At 59.8% G+C, this 14,319-nt stretch carries 13 protein-coding genes and 1 tRNA gene; 8 read left to right on the top strand and 6 right to left on the bottom strand.

Annotated elements, in window-relative coordinates:
* The first annotated feature begins 69 nt into the window (after positions 1-69).
* The 3 genes from AKL25_RS10520 to AKL25_RS10510 all read left to right on the top strand — a co-directional run bounded on the left by AKL25_RS10520 (position 70) and on the right by AKL25_RS10510 (position 3,083).
* Positions 70-1,425 (top strand): MFS transporter, encoded by a 1,356-nt coding sequence (locus tag AKL25_RS10520; RefSeq protein ID WP_050477615.1) that lies wholly within the window; start codon positions 70-72, stop codon positions 1,423-1,425.
* 38 nt (positions 1,426-1,463) lie between these two features.
* Positions 1,464-2,192, top strand: a complete 729-nt coding sequence (locus AKL25_RS10515; protein ID WP_050477613.1) for a beta-ketoacyl-ACP reductase — start codon at positions 1,464-1,466, stop codon at positions 2,190-2,192.
* 99 nt (positions 2,193-2,291) lie between these two features.
* A complete protein-coding gene (locus tag AKL25_RS10510; RefSeq protein WP_050477612.1) occupies positions 2,292-3,083 on the top strand; it encodes an SDR family oxidoreductase in 792 nt (263 codons plus the stop codon).
* A 150-nt stretch (positions 3,084-3,233) separates the two neighbouring features.
* Here the strand turns inward: AKL25_RS10510 and AKL25_RS10505 are convergent, their stop codons facing one another.
* The 3 genes from AKL25_RS10505 to AKL25_RS10495 form a co-directional block, all read right to left on the bottom strand.
* Positions 3,234-3,977: a carbonic anhydrase gene (locus AKL25_RS10505; RefSeq protein WP_050477611.1), complete on the bottom strand. Its 744-nt coding sequence runs from the start codon at positions 3,975-3,977 to the stop codon at positions 3,234-3,236.
* 652 nt (positions 3,978-4,629) lie between these two features.
* Positions 4,630-4,719, bottom strand: a tRNA-Ser gene (locus AKL25_RS10500).
* 68 nt (positions 4,720-4,787) lie between these two features.
* Positions 4,788-5,591 (bottom strand): SDR family oxidoreductase, encoded by an 804-nt coding sequence (locus AKL25_RS10495; protein ID WP_050477610.1) that lies wholly within the window; start codon positions 5,589-5,591, stop codon positions 4,788-4,790.
* A 353-nt stretch (positions 5,592-5,944) separates the two neighbouring features.
* On the opposite strand from AKL25_RS10495, the gene AKL25_RS10490 reads away from it, so the two are divergent.
* On the top strand, positions 5,945-6,709 hold the full coding sequence (locus AKL25_RS10490) for a sulfite exporter TauE/SafE family protein (RefSeq protein WP_050477609.1): 765 nt from the start codon (positions 5,945-5,947) through the stop codon (positions 6,707-6,709).
* Positions 6,710-6,727: 18 nt separating this feature from the next.
* On the opposite strand, the gene AKL25_RS10485 is transcribed toward AKL25_RS10490, so the two are convergent.
* From AKL25_RS10485 to AKL25_RS10475, 3 genes are all read right to left on the bottom strand, one after another.
* Positions 6,728-7,654: a LysR family transcriptional regulator gene (locus AKL25_RS10485; RefSeq protein WP_050477608.1), complete on the bottom strand. Its 927-nt coding sequence runs from the start codon at positions 7,652-7,654 to the stop codon at positions 6,728-6,730.
* A 98-nt stretch (positions 7,655-7,752) separates the two neighbouring features.
* On the bottom strand, positions 7,753-9,225 hold the full coding sequence (locus AKL25_RS10480) for a sensor domain-containing diguanylate cyclase (protein ID WP_050477791.1): 1,473 nt from the start codon (positions 9,223-9,225) through the stop codon (positions 7,753-7,755).
* A 143-nt stretch (positions 9,226-9,368) separates the two neighbouring features.
* Positions 9,369-9,731: a VOC family protein gene (locus AKL25_RS10475; RefSeq protein WP_050477607.1), complete on the bottom strand. Its 363-nt coding sequence runs from the start codon at positions 9,729-9,731 to the stop codon at positions 9,369-9,371.
* 282 nt (positions 9,732-10,013) lie between these two features.
* Here AKL25_RS10475 and AKL25_RS10470 point away from each other — a divergent pair, with 282 nt between their 5' ends.
* The 4 genes from AKL25_RS10470 to AKL25_RS10455 all read left to right on the top strand — a co-directional run bounded on the left by AKL25_RS10470 (position 10,014) and on the right by AKL25_RS10455 (position 14,211).
* Positions 10,014-10,874 carry an HTD2 family dehydratase gene (locus AKL25_RS10470; RefSeq protein WP_050477605.1) on the top strand — a complete coding sequence of 287 codons (861 nt, stop codon included), beginning with the start codon at positions 10,014-10,016 and terminating at the stop codon, positions 10,872-10,874.
* 58 nt (positions 10,875-10,932) lie between these two features.
* Positions 10,933-12,093, top strand: coding sequence for an acyl-CoA dehydrogenase family protein (locus AKL25_RS10465; protein WP_050477604.1), 1,161 nt, complete (start codon positions 10,933-10,935; stop codon positions 12,091-12,093).
* A 64-nt stretch (positions 12,094-12,157) separates the two neighbouring features.
* Positions 12,158-13,348, top strand: coding sequence for a CaiB/BaiF CoA transferase family protein (locus AKL25_RS10460; RefSeq protein ID WP_050477603.1), 1,191 nt, complete (start codon positions 12,158-12,160; stop codon positions 13,346-13,348).
* A complete protein-coding gene (locus AKL25_RS10455; RefSeq protein ID WP_050477601.1) occupies positions 13,348-14,211 on the top strand; it encodes an HpcH/HpaI aldolase/citrate lyase family protein in 864 nt (287 codons plus the stop codon). The genes AKL25_RS10460 and AKL25_RS10455 overlap by 1 nt, the downstream gene beginning before the upstream one ends.
* Positions 14,212-14,319 lie beyond the last annotated feature (108 nt).

Here is a 14,319-nt window from a genome sequence, read left to right as displayed (position 1 = left end):
CTGATGCAGGAACCGACACCGTGATTTGCACTTGTCCATAACAAGAACTGAATATTGTCAGGAGACCGCATGAATACTACCGTTACAGGCGATGCCGATTTGCATCGGCTGGCCACGCACAAGGCTTATCTGAAGCTGATTCCCTTGATGTGCGCGATTTACTTTATGTCCTTCCTCGACCGGACCAACGTGGCGCTGGCCAAGATCCATCTGGCGGCGGATGTCGGCATCAGCGCCGCCGCGTACGGGCTTGGATCGGGGATTTTCTTCATCGGCTACGCCTTGCTGGAAGTCCCCAGCAATCTGGCGGCGCATCGCTTCGGGCCGCGCCGCTGGATATCGCGCATCGCGGTGACGTGGGGCATCCTGTCAACCGCCATGGTCTTTGTTTCGGGCGAGTGGTCGTTTTATATCCTGCGGGTCTTGCTCGGCATTGCCGAGGCGGGCTTGTTTCCGGCGCTGATGTACATGGTGACGCTGTGGTTTGCGGGCAAAGACCGTCCGGTGGCAATCGGCTGGATTTATACCGCGCCGGCGCTGGCCCTGATGCTGGGCAATCCCATCGGCGGCGCGCTCATGCAGCTGGACGGCATCGCGGGCATGCACGGCTGGCAGTGGATGTTCGTGATTGAAGGGCTGCCTAGCGTGTTCCTGGGAATCTTGTTGTACTTCAAGCTGCCGGACCGTCCCAGCGATGCCAAATGGCTCAACCCGGATGAGGCGAAATCGCTGGAGAAACACGCGGTGATCGATGCGCAGCAACACGGGCAATATTCTTCCAAAGACTGGATGGCGGCATTGAAGCGACCGACCACCATTCTGATCGGCCTGATTTATTTCCTCAATCAGGTTGCCTTTGTGGGCTTGTATTTCTTCACTCCGGCCATGGTCAGCCAGATGCATATCAGTTCGCCGCTGATCGTCGGATTGCTGTCGGCCAGCGTGGGCATGGGATTCTTGATCGGCGTGCTGGTGTTGCCCCGCATTCACCGGCGCGTTGACAGCGACGCCGTCTACCTGGGCGTATTGACCGCCGGGCTGGTCGTCTGCGCCATTGCTTTCATCGCCACCGCGAGCTTCGGCGGAAAGATCGCGCTGTTTGTGGTGACCGCCTTCTTTGCCGGCGGCGTCCTCCCGTCTTACTGGTCCATCGCCATGAAAAGAATGCAGGGAGTCCAGGCGGCTGCCGGGCTGGCGTTCATCAATACGATCGGATTGCTGGGCGGCTTTGTCGGTCCCTATCTGTTCGGCATGGCGGAAACCGCAACCGGTCGCAGCGATGCCGGTTTCAGCATCATCCTGGGCGCAGCGGTGCTCGGTCTGCTGATGGTGCCGCTGCTGGCAAGATCGATCAGGAATGAATCGCGTCGGAATCTGTCGCCGCATCGTGCCAATCTGAACGGCGTATCAAGGACCGACACATGAGTGACGGCGGGTCTGGAATGAACATAGAAAGAAATGCAATGAGATTATCTGGAAATGTAGCGATTGTGACTGGCGCTGCGCAAGGCATCGGCAAGGCCACCGCATTGAAGTTTGCGCGTGAAGGCGCCTCCGTTGCGGTGTGCGACCTGGACGGCGAAGCGGTCAGGTCGACCGTGGCGGAATGCCGTGCGGCGGGAGGTTTCTGTCTCGACGTGACCTCCCGCGCGAGTCTCGACGAGATGGTTGCCGCAGTGCGTGAAAAATACGGACGCATCGACACCCTGGTCAACAACGCAGGCATTACCCGCGACGCCCGTCTGCAGAAGATGACCGCCCGCCAGTTCGACGAAGTCATCGATGTGAATTTGCGGGCGGTGTTTCACGCCTCGCAGGCGGTCGTCGACATCATGATCGAGGGCGGAGGCGGCGCCATTTTGAACGCCAGCTCCGTCGTCGGCATTTATGGCAACTATGGGCAGACGAACTACGCGGCAAGCAAGTTCGGTGTGATCGGCTTCACCAAAACCTGGAGCCGCGAACTGGGGCCGAAGGGCATTCGCGTCAATGCCGTTGCGCCCGGCTTTATTGATACCCCCATACTCTCCACGGTGCCGGAAGAGGTGCTGCAAAAAATGCGCGATCAGGTGCCGTTGCGGCGCCTGGGCAAGCCTGAAGAAATCGCGAACATCTACGCCTTCCTGGCCAGCAATGAAGCGAGCTACATTAACGGCGCGGTGATTGAAGTATCGGGCGGTATGACGCTTTAAGGAAGGTACAGGCGGATATCCGCCTGATATGTCATCCTTGTTCTTTTTTCGATCGCCACGCCTTGCCTCCGGCGGCGTGGCTCCTATGCAGGAATTTTCATGAAAACACTCGATCTTCTCAAACCGGACGCCGGACTTCGCGTCTTCATCTCCGGAGCAGCTACCGGCATCGGCGCCGCGATGGCCGAAGCATTTCTTGAGGCCGGCGCCGCGGTCTACGTGTGCGACATCAATCCCGTTGCAGTCGACGCAATGAAACAGAAGCATCCGCAGATCCATGCCGGCGTTGCCGACGTCGGCAAGTGGGAAGACGTGGACGCCGTCATGCTGGATGCACAGGAAAAATTGGGCGGACTCGATATCCTGATCAACAATGCAGGCATCGCAGGACCGACCGCCGCAGTGGAAGACATCGCCCCTGATGCCTGGGAAAAAACCATCAACACCAATCTGAACAGCCAGTTCTACTTTCTCAAGCGCGCGGTTCCCTTGCTGAAACAGAGTTCTACCAATCCGAGCATCATCACCGTCTCTTCGGTGGCCGGACGCCTGGGCTATCAGTTCCGCACGCCGTACGCATCGACCAAGTGGGCCATCGTCGGCCTGATGAAATCGCTGGCGATCGAACTTGGGCCAAGCAATATCCGCGTCAATGCCATTCTTCCCGGCGTCGTGGAAGGCGAGCGCATGGATGGCGTCATCGCCGCCCGGGCCCAGGCGCTCGGACTGACGGTTGAGGAGATGCGCGAAGACTACGTCAAAAAGATATCACTGCGACGCCTGGTCACAACGCAAGACGTGGCGGCCATGGCGCTGTTTCTTTCTTCCCCGGCAGGAAGGAACATCTCGGGGCAGGCGATCAGTGTGGACGGCAATCTCGAGTATTTGTGATCTGTCCGGTTTTTTGGTTTCTGAATGCAGGGAGCCGGATCTGAATTTGACCTGGTCCGAAGTAATCAGTCCAGCCAATGTGAGCGGATTTCACAAGCCGATGACGTCGACGGCATTGTTGCAGGCGTCGCCTGCAACGCCTGGAGCAGGCTAGATCAGTTTAACTTTGCCGGTGGCCAGTTCATAGATACCGCCCACGATCATCAGTTTTCTGCTGCTGACCGCCTCGCTGAGAATAAGCGACGAGTTTTTCAGTTTGTCGACGGTATCGATCACATTCTGGCGTATGGCGTTGTCCAGCAGGTCGCCCTTCTCAGCCAGCACCTTTTGCACGGAAGGCGTGAGCGATCTGGCGATTTCCTGGATTTTTCCCGGATAGCTCGCCTTGTCTTTCTGCATCTTGACAGCCGCGCTGACCGCACCGCAGCCGTCATGCCCAAGTACCATCACCAACGGTGTCTTCAGCACCGCTACCGCGTACTCAAGGCTGCCAAGGCCTTCGTTGCTGACAAAATTGCCGGCAACCCGTACCGCGAAGATATCCCCGCGCGCACTATCGAAAGCGTATTCCGGTGCGATCCGCGAATCGGAGCAGCTCAGCACGGCCGCATACGGATTTTGGCCGGCTGTCAGCGCATCACGATCATGACGAAAATCGTGCCTGCGCGCGACGCCGTCCACATAACGGGCATTGCCCTGCATCAGGTGATCCAGTGCTTCCTTGGGCGTCAGGACATTTTGAGGTTTGGGAGGAGCTTTGTCGTCTTTCGATGCAGCGTGTACATTGGTCGATAACAATTGGCTCGACAAGACTGCCGCACCGACTACGGAGGCGCCGGTCAATTGAAAAAATTTACGGCGAGTGGGATGAGAGTGGTTTTCTGAATTACACATGTATTGGCCTTGCCTGATGGATGGTGATGAGGCTGGTAATGATGTAAAAATTATTTCAATTCCTGATGTTTCCAGAGATGTGTCTGACGTTCGTCATCTTGGAGGGCGGCCCTTGGAATGTATGTAGGAAGTCTCTATTTTCATGCGAGAAATTTCCGAGAGATCACTTAAGCGTCCGTTCTGGGCTATTTATCGTTGATGGCCGGCACAATTGAGGAAATATATTGATGCACTCATGATCAGTTTTCGACGCGACTCAACATAAGTCCATGTTGACTGGCATTGGGGAGATTAATCTGGCTATGGCTCCAGGCAAATTCATTTCTTGTCTCAAATGAAGCTTGAGGTTCTCTACATCAGGGATAGTCTTTTCAGAATAGAAAAGCAGGAGACGCAGATCCGTACCGGCTCACAGATGCAATGACATGCCCAAAGCAGCGGGAAATTATTTGTGGGTGAATGTGTGGGTAGGGGGAGTTTTCTGAAAGCCTTGCTGGTAAAGGCTTTTTGACGGGAGGTGCGAGATTCGCCTGCATTCTGCAGGCCGCTGAATCGCTAGCAAGCGATTCCCTTCGAATCTTACCCGCAAGCCGCGCAGGGGGCTTGCTCCCTTCCAAAAACAAAAACGACCTAACGGTCGTTTTGTATTAAATGGCGGAAGGTGTGAGATTCGAACTCACGAAGGGCTTGCGCCCTCGCCAGTTTTCAAGACTGGTGCATTCAACCGCTCTGCCAACCTTCCTGCGCAAGCCGGGCATTATACATGAGTTGCCCGGCTGCCAGCTGTTTTGCTTGTTGAACGATCCCGGCTTAGAAAATGCCCGGGTAAGCGCCGCCGTCCATCAGCACGTTCTGGCCGTTGATGTAGCCGGCGTGCTTGCTGCACAGGAAAGCGCAGGTGGCGCCGAATTCATCCGGATCGCCGAAGCGGCCGGCCGGGGTTTCGGCCATGCGTTGCACGCGGACTTCTTCCGGTGTTTCGCCGGTCAGTTTGGCGGAGCCGACGAAGCTGCTGCGCAGGCGATCGGTTTCGAAGCTGCCGGGCAGCAGGTTGTTGATGGTCACGCCGCTCTTGGCGATGTGGCGCGAGACGCCGGCCACGAAGCCGGTCAGGCCGGAGCGGGCGCCGTTGGACAGGCCGAGGTCGTAGCGCGGGGCCTTGACCGAGCTGCTGGTGATGTTGACGATGCGGCCCCAGCCGCGCGCGATCATCTGATCGACGGTGGCTTTGATCAGTTCGATCGGCGTCAGCATGTTGGCGTCGATGGCCTTGAGCCAGACATCGCGGTCCCAGTCGCGGAAGTCGCCCAGCGGCGGGCCGCCGGCGTTGTTGACGAGGATGTCGGGGCCGCGGCCTTGTTCACCGGCGATTTCGTCGACGGCGGCGAGGGCTTTGGCGCGGCCTTCGGCGGTCGCGATGTCGGTGGCGACGGCGATGACTTTGATATTGCCGAGTGCGCGCAGTTTGGCGGCAGCCTGGTCGAGCGCTTCCTGGCCGCGCGCGACGATGACGACGTGCGCGCCTTCACGCGCCAGATGTTCGGCGCTGGCGTAGCCGAGGCCCTTGCTTGCGCCGCAGACGAGGGCGATTTTTCCTTGTAGTCCGAGATCCATGGTTCTTGATTCCTTAGTGTTGGGTCACATTGTTGCGTGGTCGATACTTGCTTCGCCGGATTAAAAATTTTCATCCGACGCTTCCGAGCAGATCGCGTGCTTCGCTTGTGACGGCGAGGTCTGGCTGATAAACTGGCTCACAGCTTGGGGAGGGCGCGGTTACGATCCGTTTTATTTTTTGCGGATCAGGTAAATCGCCAGCGCAATAATGATGACAACGCCAGCTTCAAGTACAACAACCAGAACGCCGCTGCTTCCATTATTCACGCCTGTCTCCTTTTTGGTTCGCCGGTTCGGCAAGTCTTCTCGGTCTTTCGACGGGACTTGTCCAGCCAAGTGCGTACTTTACACCTATGATGCATTCCTTGTATTTCACCGTAATAGTAAACTTTCTCCTTGGCGGCGTGCTCGGTGCACTAGGCGGTCTGTTCGGCATCGGCGGCGGCCTGATTGCGATTCCCATCCTCGGATTTTTGTACGGCATGGATCAGCAGCTCGCGCAAGGCACCGCGCTGGTGATGATCGTGCCGAACGTGGTGATCGGTTTCTGGCGCTACAAGCAGCGCAACAACATCGTGTTGAGCTCGACATTGCAGATGGCGATTCCGGCGGTGTTCATGACCTACTTTGCGGCGCGCTTCGCGACGTCCATCGATGCGCGTTCCCTGCATCTGGCGTTTGCGATGTTCATGGTGGTGCTCGCCGTGTACTACCTGTGGACCTTGATGCGCAAGCAGAAGGAAATGATTCCGCGCGCGCGTCTGCCGCAGAAGTATATTTTCCTGATGGGGATCGCGGCGGGCGCTTCGGCGGGTTTTTTTAGCGTCGGCGGCGCGATTGTGGCGGTGCCGGGGCTGGTCGGCTTGTTCGGCTTGACGCAGACCGCAGCCCAAGGGCTGGGTCTGGCGATGGTGACGCCGGGGACGCTGGTGGCGCTATGGACTTATGCCAGCGCCGGACATGTCGACTGGAGTGTCGGGATTCCGTTGGCGCTGGGCGGGATGCTGAGCATTTCCTGGGGCGTGGCGCTGGCGCATCATTTGCCGGAGCGGCGTTTACGGATGCTGTTTTGCGGCGCCCTGATCGCCATCGCCCTGTGGATGATGACCCACGGTTAGACGTATCGCATAACTAAACTAGGCCGCTTCCTTCTCCACCGGCACCGGCGGCACTTGCGCCGTCTGCTGCCGGATGAATTCCACCAGATCGCGCGCATACAGGGGCAGGGCGTCGAGGCTCTGGACCACCATGCTGCGCTCGCGCACGCTCCACGGATCGCTCAGTTCGATCAGGCTCAGCTGCATGGTCTGTTTGTGACGCAGCGCCGCCGAGTGCGGCATGATGCCGATGCCGACATTGGTTTCCACCATGCGGCACATGGCTTCGAAGCTGCGCACCTGAATCCGCAATTTGAGACGCTGGCCGCTTTCCGACACGATGCGGTTGAGGAAGTGGTGCAGCGTGCTGCCCTCGTGCAGGCCGACGTGTTCGTATTCCAGCGTTTCGGCGAAGCTCACCTTGCCGCTGTCGGCCAGCGGATGTTCCAGCGCGGTCGCGAGCACCAGCCGGTCGGTGGAAAAATTCAGAATCTCCAATCCTTCTCCCTGCACCGGGCCGGCGACGATGCCGATGTCGGCGGTGCCTTCCTGAATGCCGCGCATGATGTCGTGATTCAGACGTTCTTCCAGCGCCACGTTGACTTGTGGATGCAAGGTGAGAAATTTGCCCAGGATCTCGGGCATGAATTCCGTCACCGCCGTGGTGTTGGCGAAGATGCGGATGTAGCCCTTGATGCCGTTGTTGTACTGCTGCATGTCGCCCTTGAGGCGCTCGACCTGCTGCATGAACTGCTGCGCATGGCTGAGGAAGGTCTGGCCGGCCGGCGTCAGCTGCACGCCCTTGCTTTCGCGGTAAAGCAGGCGCATGCCGAAGCGGGTTTCCAGTTCCTTGATGCGATTGCTGGTCGCCGCCAGCGACATGTTCATGCGCTCGGCGCTGCGCGTGAGGCTGTTGAGTTCGGCAATCAGGATGAACAGGCGCAGGTCGGTCAGGTCGAATAGCATGATGTGGGAGTCTCTCTGAAATGGTCGCCGGCTCGATGGCGCCGGTCTGGTTTGGCCTGACTTATATTACGCCTAAAAAGCCGGCGTTGTGGCTGCAGTCATGCGTCGTCGGCAATCACGACGCGATTGCGTCCCTGTTGTTTGGCCTGGTAGAGCGCAGCGTCGGCCAGCTGGAACAGGCTTTGCGGTGTCGCGGCCTGACCGGGAACGACGACGGCCACGCCGATGCTGGCCGTGACGATACGGAACGGCGAAGCGATGTGCGGCAAGGCCAGCTGTTCCAGCGCGTTGCGGACGGCTTCAGCGATCTGGTATGCGCTGTCGCGATCGGTCATCGGCGCGACGAACGCAAATTCTTCGCCGCCGTAACGCGCCGCGAGATCGCTGGTGCGGCGGACCTTGTCATTGAGCAACGCCGCGACGGCGCGCAGGCAGTCGTCGCCGGCCTGGTGTCCATAGCTGTCGTTGTAGGCCTTGAAGTAATCGACATCGAGGATGGCCAGCGCCAGCGGCTGCACGCTGCGTCCGGCGCGGCTCCATTCTGCCGCCAGCACTTCGTCGAAGCGGCGGCGATTGGCGATGCCGGTCAGGCCGTCGGTCTGGCTCAATGTCGCCAGCTTGCTGTTGGATTCTTCCAGTTCGCGTGTGCGTTGACGGACGCGTTCTTCCAGACTGCGCTCACGTACGCGCAATTCGTTGATGAGGATGGAAAAGCCGATGCCGACCAGGCATAAGGTCAGAATGAATTCCTGCGCGCGGACGATCTCCATATGCACGGAGACGTTGCCGAAGGGTTTCTGGCCGCCGGTCAGCATCATCGAAATGGCGAGCGAGATCAGCGCCACCGTCAGCGTGGTCCAGCGGGTGCCGAAGCGCACAGCGATGTACAGCACCATCGGCAGCAGCAGCGTCGGCGTCAGCGAGATGCCGTCGATGGCGCCTTCATAGGTGGAAAAGATCGCGCCGGCCAGCACGATGATCAGCAGCACCGCCAGGCCGTCGGCCTTGCGCAGCCTGACGATGTCGCGGCCGCTTTGCGTCAGCGCCAGCAGCAGGGGCGTGTAGATCATCATGCCGAGCGCATCGCCGAACCACCACAGGCGCGTGAGCGTGAGATAGGGCGTGTCGGTGGCTATCTGGCTCTTGAGTACTGCCGCGGCCATCAGGCTGGCGATCAGCGTGCCGATCAGCGGGCCGGCAACGGTGAACTTGCGCAAGTCTTCAACGCGTTTCAGATCCGACACCCCTCCGGTGCGGCGCATGAGCAGATAAGTGATGAGGACTTCGATCAGGTTGATGCCGCTGAGCTGCACCGCGACTGCCGGCGTGAACACGGCGAGATTAGCTCCGGTGTCGGAGCAGAACGCCAGCGCCGCCATGAGCCAGGCGCGCTGGCCGCGAAAGCGCATGAGGGCGGCCAGCAACACGGCGTTGGGCAGCCAGACGACGACTTCGTTTTCGGGAGTGACGGCACAGAAAAAGGTCAGCTTGACGCTGGCGAAATGCACCAGCGGCAGCAGGAGGTAGAACCACCATCTGGGGCGTTCCCATGCCCGGCTTGTATTGTTCATCGCTTCGTTGTGATCGGGGCGCACCGGAGCGGTACTACTGCGATTGTAACGTCAGACAACCCACGGAAGCATGACGGGCGGCAGTGTTTATGTTGCTATTTTTCGCGTGTTTCCACGGAGTATTTTTCCCGAGACGTCAGGACTCATTCTTTGACGTCCCGATGCGCCAGCACATTGACCAGTTTGCCGAAGGGATCGCGGATGTAAAAGCGGCGCACGCCCCAGGGTTCGTCGGCCGGGCCGTATTCGAGCGGGATGTTCATCTTTTGGACGCGCGACAAGGCGGTCCCGATGTCATCCACTTCGATCGACAAGTCCGGCGTCGGCGTGCCGGAGCCGCCTTCCGAAGCAAAGCTGATCTGTACGCTCATCTGTTCGGCGGAGCCATAGGTGGCGATCCAGCCGTGGTCCATAAGCACATCGAGTCCGAAAAGATCGCGGTAAAACGCTCCGGCCCGATCGACGGTCTCGGTATGAACATTGGCGACGATGCGCTTGACCTTCATGGTGTGCTCCTGTCGAAAAATGGAAATACGGAAAGCATGGCGTGGCGGGCACTATAGCAGCAGATTTTCGCACAGTGAATGCGTCATGCGGCGCGGTGCAGCCGGCTTCATTTCATGACGAACATTGTTGCAACCGCACATGAGTGACTTCAGCAAAGCCGATGCCCCCCTTCAGAAAATACAGATTGTTTTGACAAGCTCCGGCGCTCAGACTCTGTTGCGTTCCCGGATCATCCGGCTAAAAAAGAATGACAGAGGCAGGCCAGGCACATGAGCACGCATATGAGCACGCACGATATCGACCTGACGCTGTTGCGCCAGTGGATAGGCAAGACAGAGTCGCACAGCGACACCATCAATCCGGCTTTCGCCGCGGCGCTGGCGGCGACGCTGGATCATCCGCAGCCGCCGGTCGCGGGCGAGGCCTTGCCGCCGCTGTGGCACTGGATCTATTTCTGGACGGCCTGCCGCCAGTCCGAAGTCGGCGACGACGGCCATCCGCGCCGCGGCGGATTCTTGCCGCCGGTGCCGCTGCCGCGCCGAATGTGGGCGGGCGGGCGCTTGCGTTTCGCCGCGCCGCTGCCGATCGGTGCGAGCGCCGTCAAGACCTCGCGCATCGCCAGCGTCGATGTCAAAAAGGGCAAGACCGGCGAGCTGGCCTTTGTCACCGTTGCGCATGAGATTACGCACAACGGCAAAGTCGCCGTCTACGAAGAACACGACATCGTTTATCGCGACATGCCGCAACCGGGCGCTGCGCCGGTCGCACCGAAAGTCGCTCCGACCGAAGCCGACTGGCGCCGCCGCATCGAGCCGGATCCGGTGCTGCTGTTCCGCTATTCCGCGCTGACCTTCAACGGCCACCGCATCCATTACGACCGCAGCTATGTCACCGGCGTCGAAGGCTATCCCGGTCTGATCGTGCACGGCCCGCTGATTGCCACCTTGCTGGTCGACCTGCTGGGACGCAGCCTGCCGTTGGCGCGCCTGGTGGAGTTCAACTTCCGCGCAGTCGGCAGTCTGTTCGACACCGAGGCCTTCGAAGTCTGCGGCAAGCTGGCGGCCGACGGCAAGAGCGCCGAGCTATGGGCGCAGAACCTGCGCGGCGAACTGGCGATGCAGGCGCAGGCCGTGCTGGCGTGAACCAGTCATCCAATACTCCATCAGTTAAATAAGCAAACCATCAACAGAGGAATCATCCATGTCTCATCAGTCGGACGCTTACCAGGACCTGCGCGACGCCGTGCGCGATCTTTGCAATACCTTTCCGCCGGAATACTGGCGCAAGGTCGATGAAGCACGCGGCTATCCGGAAGAATTCGTCGATGCGCTGACCAAGGCCGGCTGGCTGGCGGCGCTGATTCCCGCCGAGTACGGCGGCTCCGGCCTGGGCCTGACGGAAGCGTCGGTGATCATGGAAGAGATCAATCGCACCGGCGGCAACTCCGGCGCCTGCCATGGCCAGATGTACAACATGGGCACCTTGCTGCGCCACGGTTCCGAGCAGCAGAAGCAGCTCTATCTGCCGAAGATCGCCAGCGGCGAATTGCGCCTGCAGTCGATGGGCGTGACCGAACCGACCACCGGCACCGACACCACCAAGATCAAGACAACCGCCGTCAAAAAGGGCGACCGTTACGTCGTCAACGGCCAGAAAGTGTGGATCTCGCGCATCCAGCATTCCGACCTGATGATCCTGCTGGCGCGCACCACGCCGCTCGATCAGGTGAAGAAAAAATCGGAAGGCATGTCGATCTTCCTGGTCGACCTCAAGCACGCCGTCGCCAACGGCATGTCGGTGCGGCCCATCCTCAACATGGTCAATCACGAGACCAACGAACTGTTCTTCGATAACCTGGAAATCCCGGTTGAAAACCTGATCGGCGAAGAAGGCAAAGGCTTCAAATACATCCTCGACGGCCTCAACGCCGAGCGCACGCTGATCGCTGCCGAGTGCATCGGCGACGGCTACTGGTTCATCGACAAGGCGGCGCAATATGCGAAGGAACGCATCGTCTTCGATCGCCCCATCGGCATGAACCAGGGCGTGCAGTTCCCGATTGCGGACAGCTATATCGAGCTGGAAGCCGCCAACCTGATGCGCTTCAAGGCCTGCGAATTGTTCGACGCCCATCAGCCCTGCGGCGCACAAGCCAACATGGCGAAATTCCTCGCCGCGAAGGCGTCGTGGGAAGCGGCCAACGTCTGCCTGCAAACGCACGGCGGTTTCGGTTTCGCCTGCGAATACGATGTCGAGCGCAAGTTCCGTGAAACGCGTCTGTACCAGGTCGCGCCGATCTCGACCAATCTGATTTATTCCTACGTGGCTGAGCATATTCTCGGGTTGCCGCGCTCGTTCTGATGCGCCGGGGTTCCTTTTCGCTGAGGCATTCGTCCCTATCAACTTTTCAGGCAAGAGAAAAATCATGATGCAATCCTTACGTCCTCTCGAAGGCATCACCGTCGTCAGTCTCGAACACGCCATCGCCGCGCCGTTTTGCACGCGCCAGCTGGCCGACATGGGGGCACGGGTGATCAAGGTCGAGCGGCCCGGCGTCGGCGACTTCGCGCGCGGCTACGACGAGCGCGTCAACGGACTGTCCTCGCATTTCGTCTGGACCAACCGCTCCAAGGAAAGCCTCACGCTGAATCTGAAAGACGAAGATGGCAAGATCATCATCGACAAGCTGCTGTCCGAAGCCGACGTGCTGGTGCAGAACCTGGCGCCGGGAGCGGCGGCGGGGCTGGGCCTGTCGGCAGCGGTGCTGCACAAGAAGAATCCGCGCCTGATCGTCTGCGATATCTCAGGCTATGGCGAGAACGGCCCTTATCGCGACAAGAAGGCCTACGACTTGCTGATCCAGAGCGAAGCCGGCTTCCTGTCGGTGACGGGGACTGCCGGCGAGCAAGCCAAGGCAGGTTGTTCCATCGCCGATATCGCCGCCGGCATGTACGCCTACTCGCACATCCTGGCGGCGTTGATCAAACGCGGCCGCGACGGCGTCGGCAGCCACATCGATCTGTCGATGCTGGAGTCGCTGACGGAGTGGATGAGTTTCCCGATGTATTACGCCTACCAGGGTGCGTCGGCGCCGGTGCGTTCCGGTGCGGAACACGCGACGATTTATCCCTACGGCCCGTTCACGGCCGGCGACGGCAAGGTGGTGATGCTGGGCTTGCAGAACGAGCGCGAGTGGAAAGTGTTTTGCGAATCGGTGCTGCAAGACCCGGCCCTGACGCTGGATGCGCGCTTCTCGAGCAATTCGCGCCGGCATGAGAATCGCGCGGAATTGCGCCAACTGATCCTCGACATGTTCGCGCCGCTGACGGCGGAGCAGGTGGTGGCTCGGCTGGACGAAGCGCAGATCGCCAACGCTCACGTCAACACCATGCAAGACTTGTGGCAGCACCCGCAGCTGGCGGCGCGCGAACGCTGGGCCGAGGTCGGCTCGCCGGCCGGCACGCTGCCGGCATTGCTGCCGCCGGGCGTCAATAATACTTACGACTTCCGCATGGATCCGATCCCTGCGCTGGGCCAGCATACCGACGCCATTCTCGGCAAGCTCGGTTATGCGCAGACGCAGATCGATCAGATGCGCGAGCGCGGAGCAATCTGATGTCAGCCGCAGCGTCAGCCCGCTCCTATCTGTTCGTTCCTGCCAACCGGCCGGATCGTTACATCAAGGCCTTGAGCAGCGGCGCAGATGCAGTGATCGTGGATTTGGAGGACGCGGTCGCACCGTCGCTCAAGACACAGGCAAGGGACACCCTGGCGGACTGGCTTGCGCAGCAGGTACAGCCGCCCGCCAATCTGTGGATACGCATCAATGCCGCCGATACGCCATGGCATGCGGATGACGTTCGCTGTTTCGCCGCCGCGTCTGCAGGAAGCATCGCCGGCATCGTCCTGCCCAAGGCGGAAGACTGCGACGCGATTCGCGCTATCGGCCGGCACTTCACCGGACCGCGCAGCCAGTCGCGCGTGCTGGCGTTGATTGAAACCGCAGCGGGCATCGCGCGGATGCGTCAGATTGCGCAAGCCGAAAACGTCGGGCGGCTGGTATTCGGATCGATCGACCTGCAAGTCGATCTCGGCATCCAGTGCGAACCGCTGGAGAGCGAACTGTCGCATTTGCGGATCGAGATGGTGATCGCTTCAAGGCTGGCGAACATCGCGCAGCCGGTCGATGGTGTGACAACGAGTTTTGACGATGTGCCGTTTCTGGCGGCGGCGGTCAGCCGCGCGCGGCGCACCGGTTTCGGTGCGAAATTGTGCATTCATCCGCTTCAGGTGGAGGTCGTCAATCAGGGCTTCCTGCCGAGCGAGGAAGAGATCGCCTGGGCGCGCGCCGTCATGGATGCGGTGGCAAAGAGCGACGGCGGTGCGATCTCGCTGAACGGCAAGATGATCGACAAACCGGTGATCATGCAGGCGGAGCGCTTCCTGCAGCAGAACAGGCAGACGTCCGATGAAGAGTGAAGTGCGGCAATAGTCGAATTGCGGGCGGAAATAGGGTAAAACGGAGATCTAAATCAAAACGTATTATCCAATTTCCAAGCGGACGCCATTCGACCATCAACGCATCAT

The sequence above is a fragment of the Herbaspirillum rhizosphaerae genome, assembly GCF_001189965.1.
Lineage (GTDB): Bacteria > Pseudomonadota > Gammaproteobacteria > Burkholderiales > Burkholderiaceae_D > Herbaspirillum > Herbaspirillum rhizosphaerae.
This window is presented reverse-complemented; position numbering and strand designations above follow the sequence as displayed.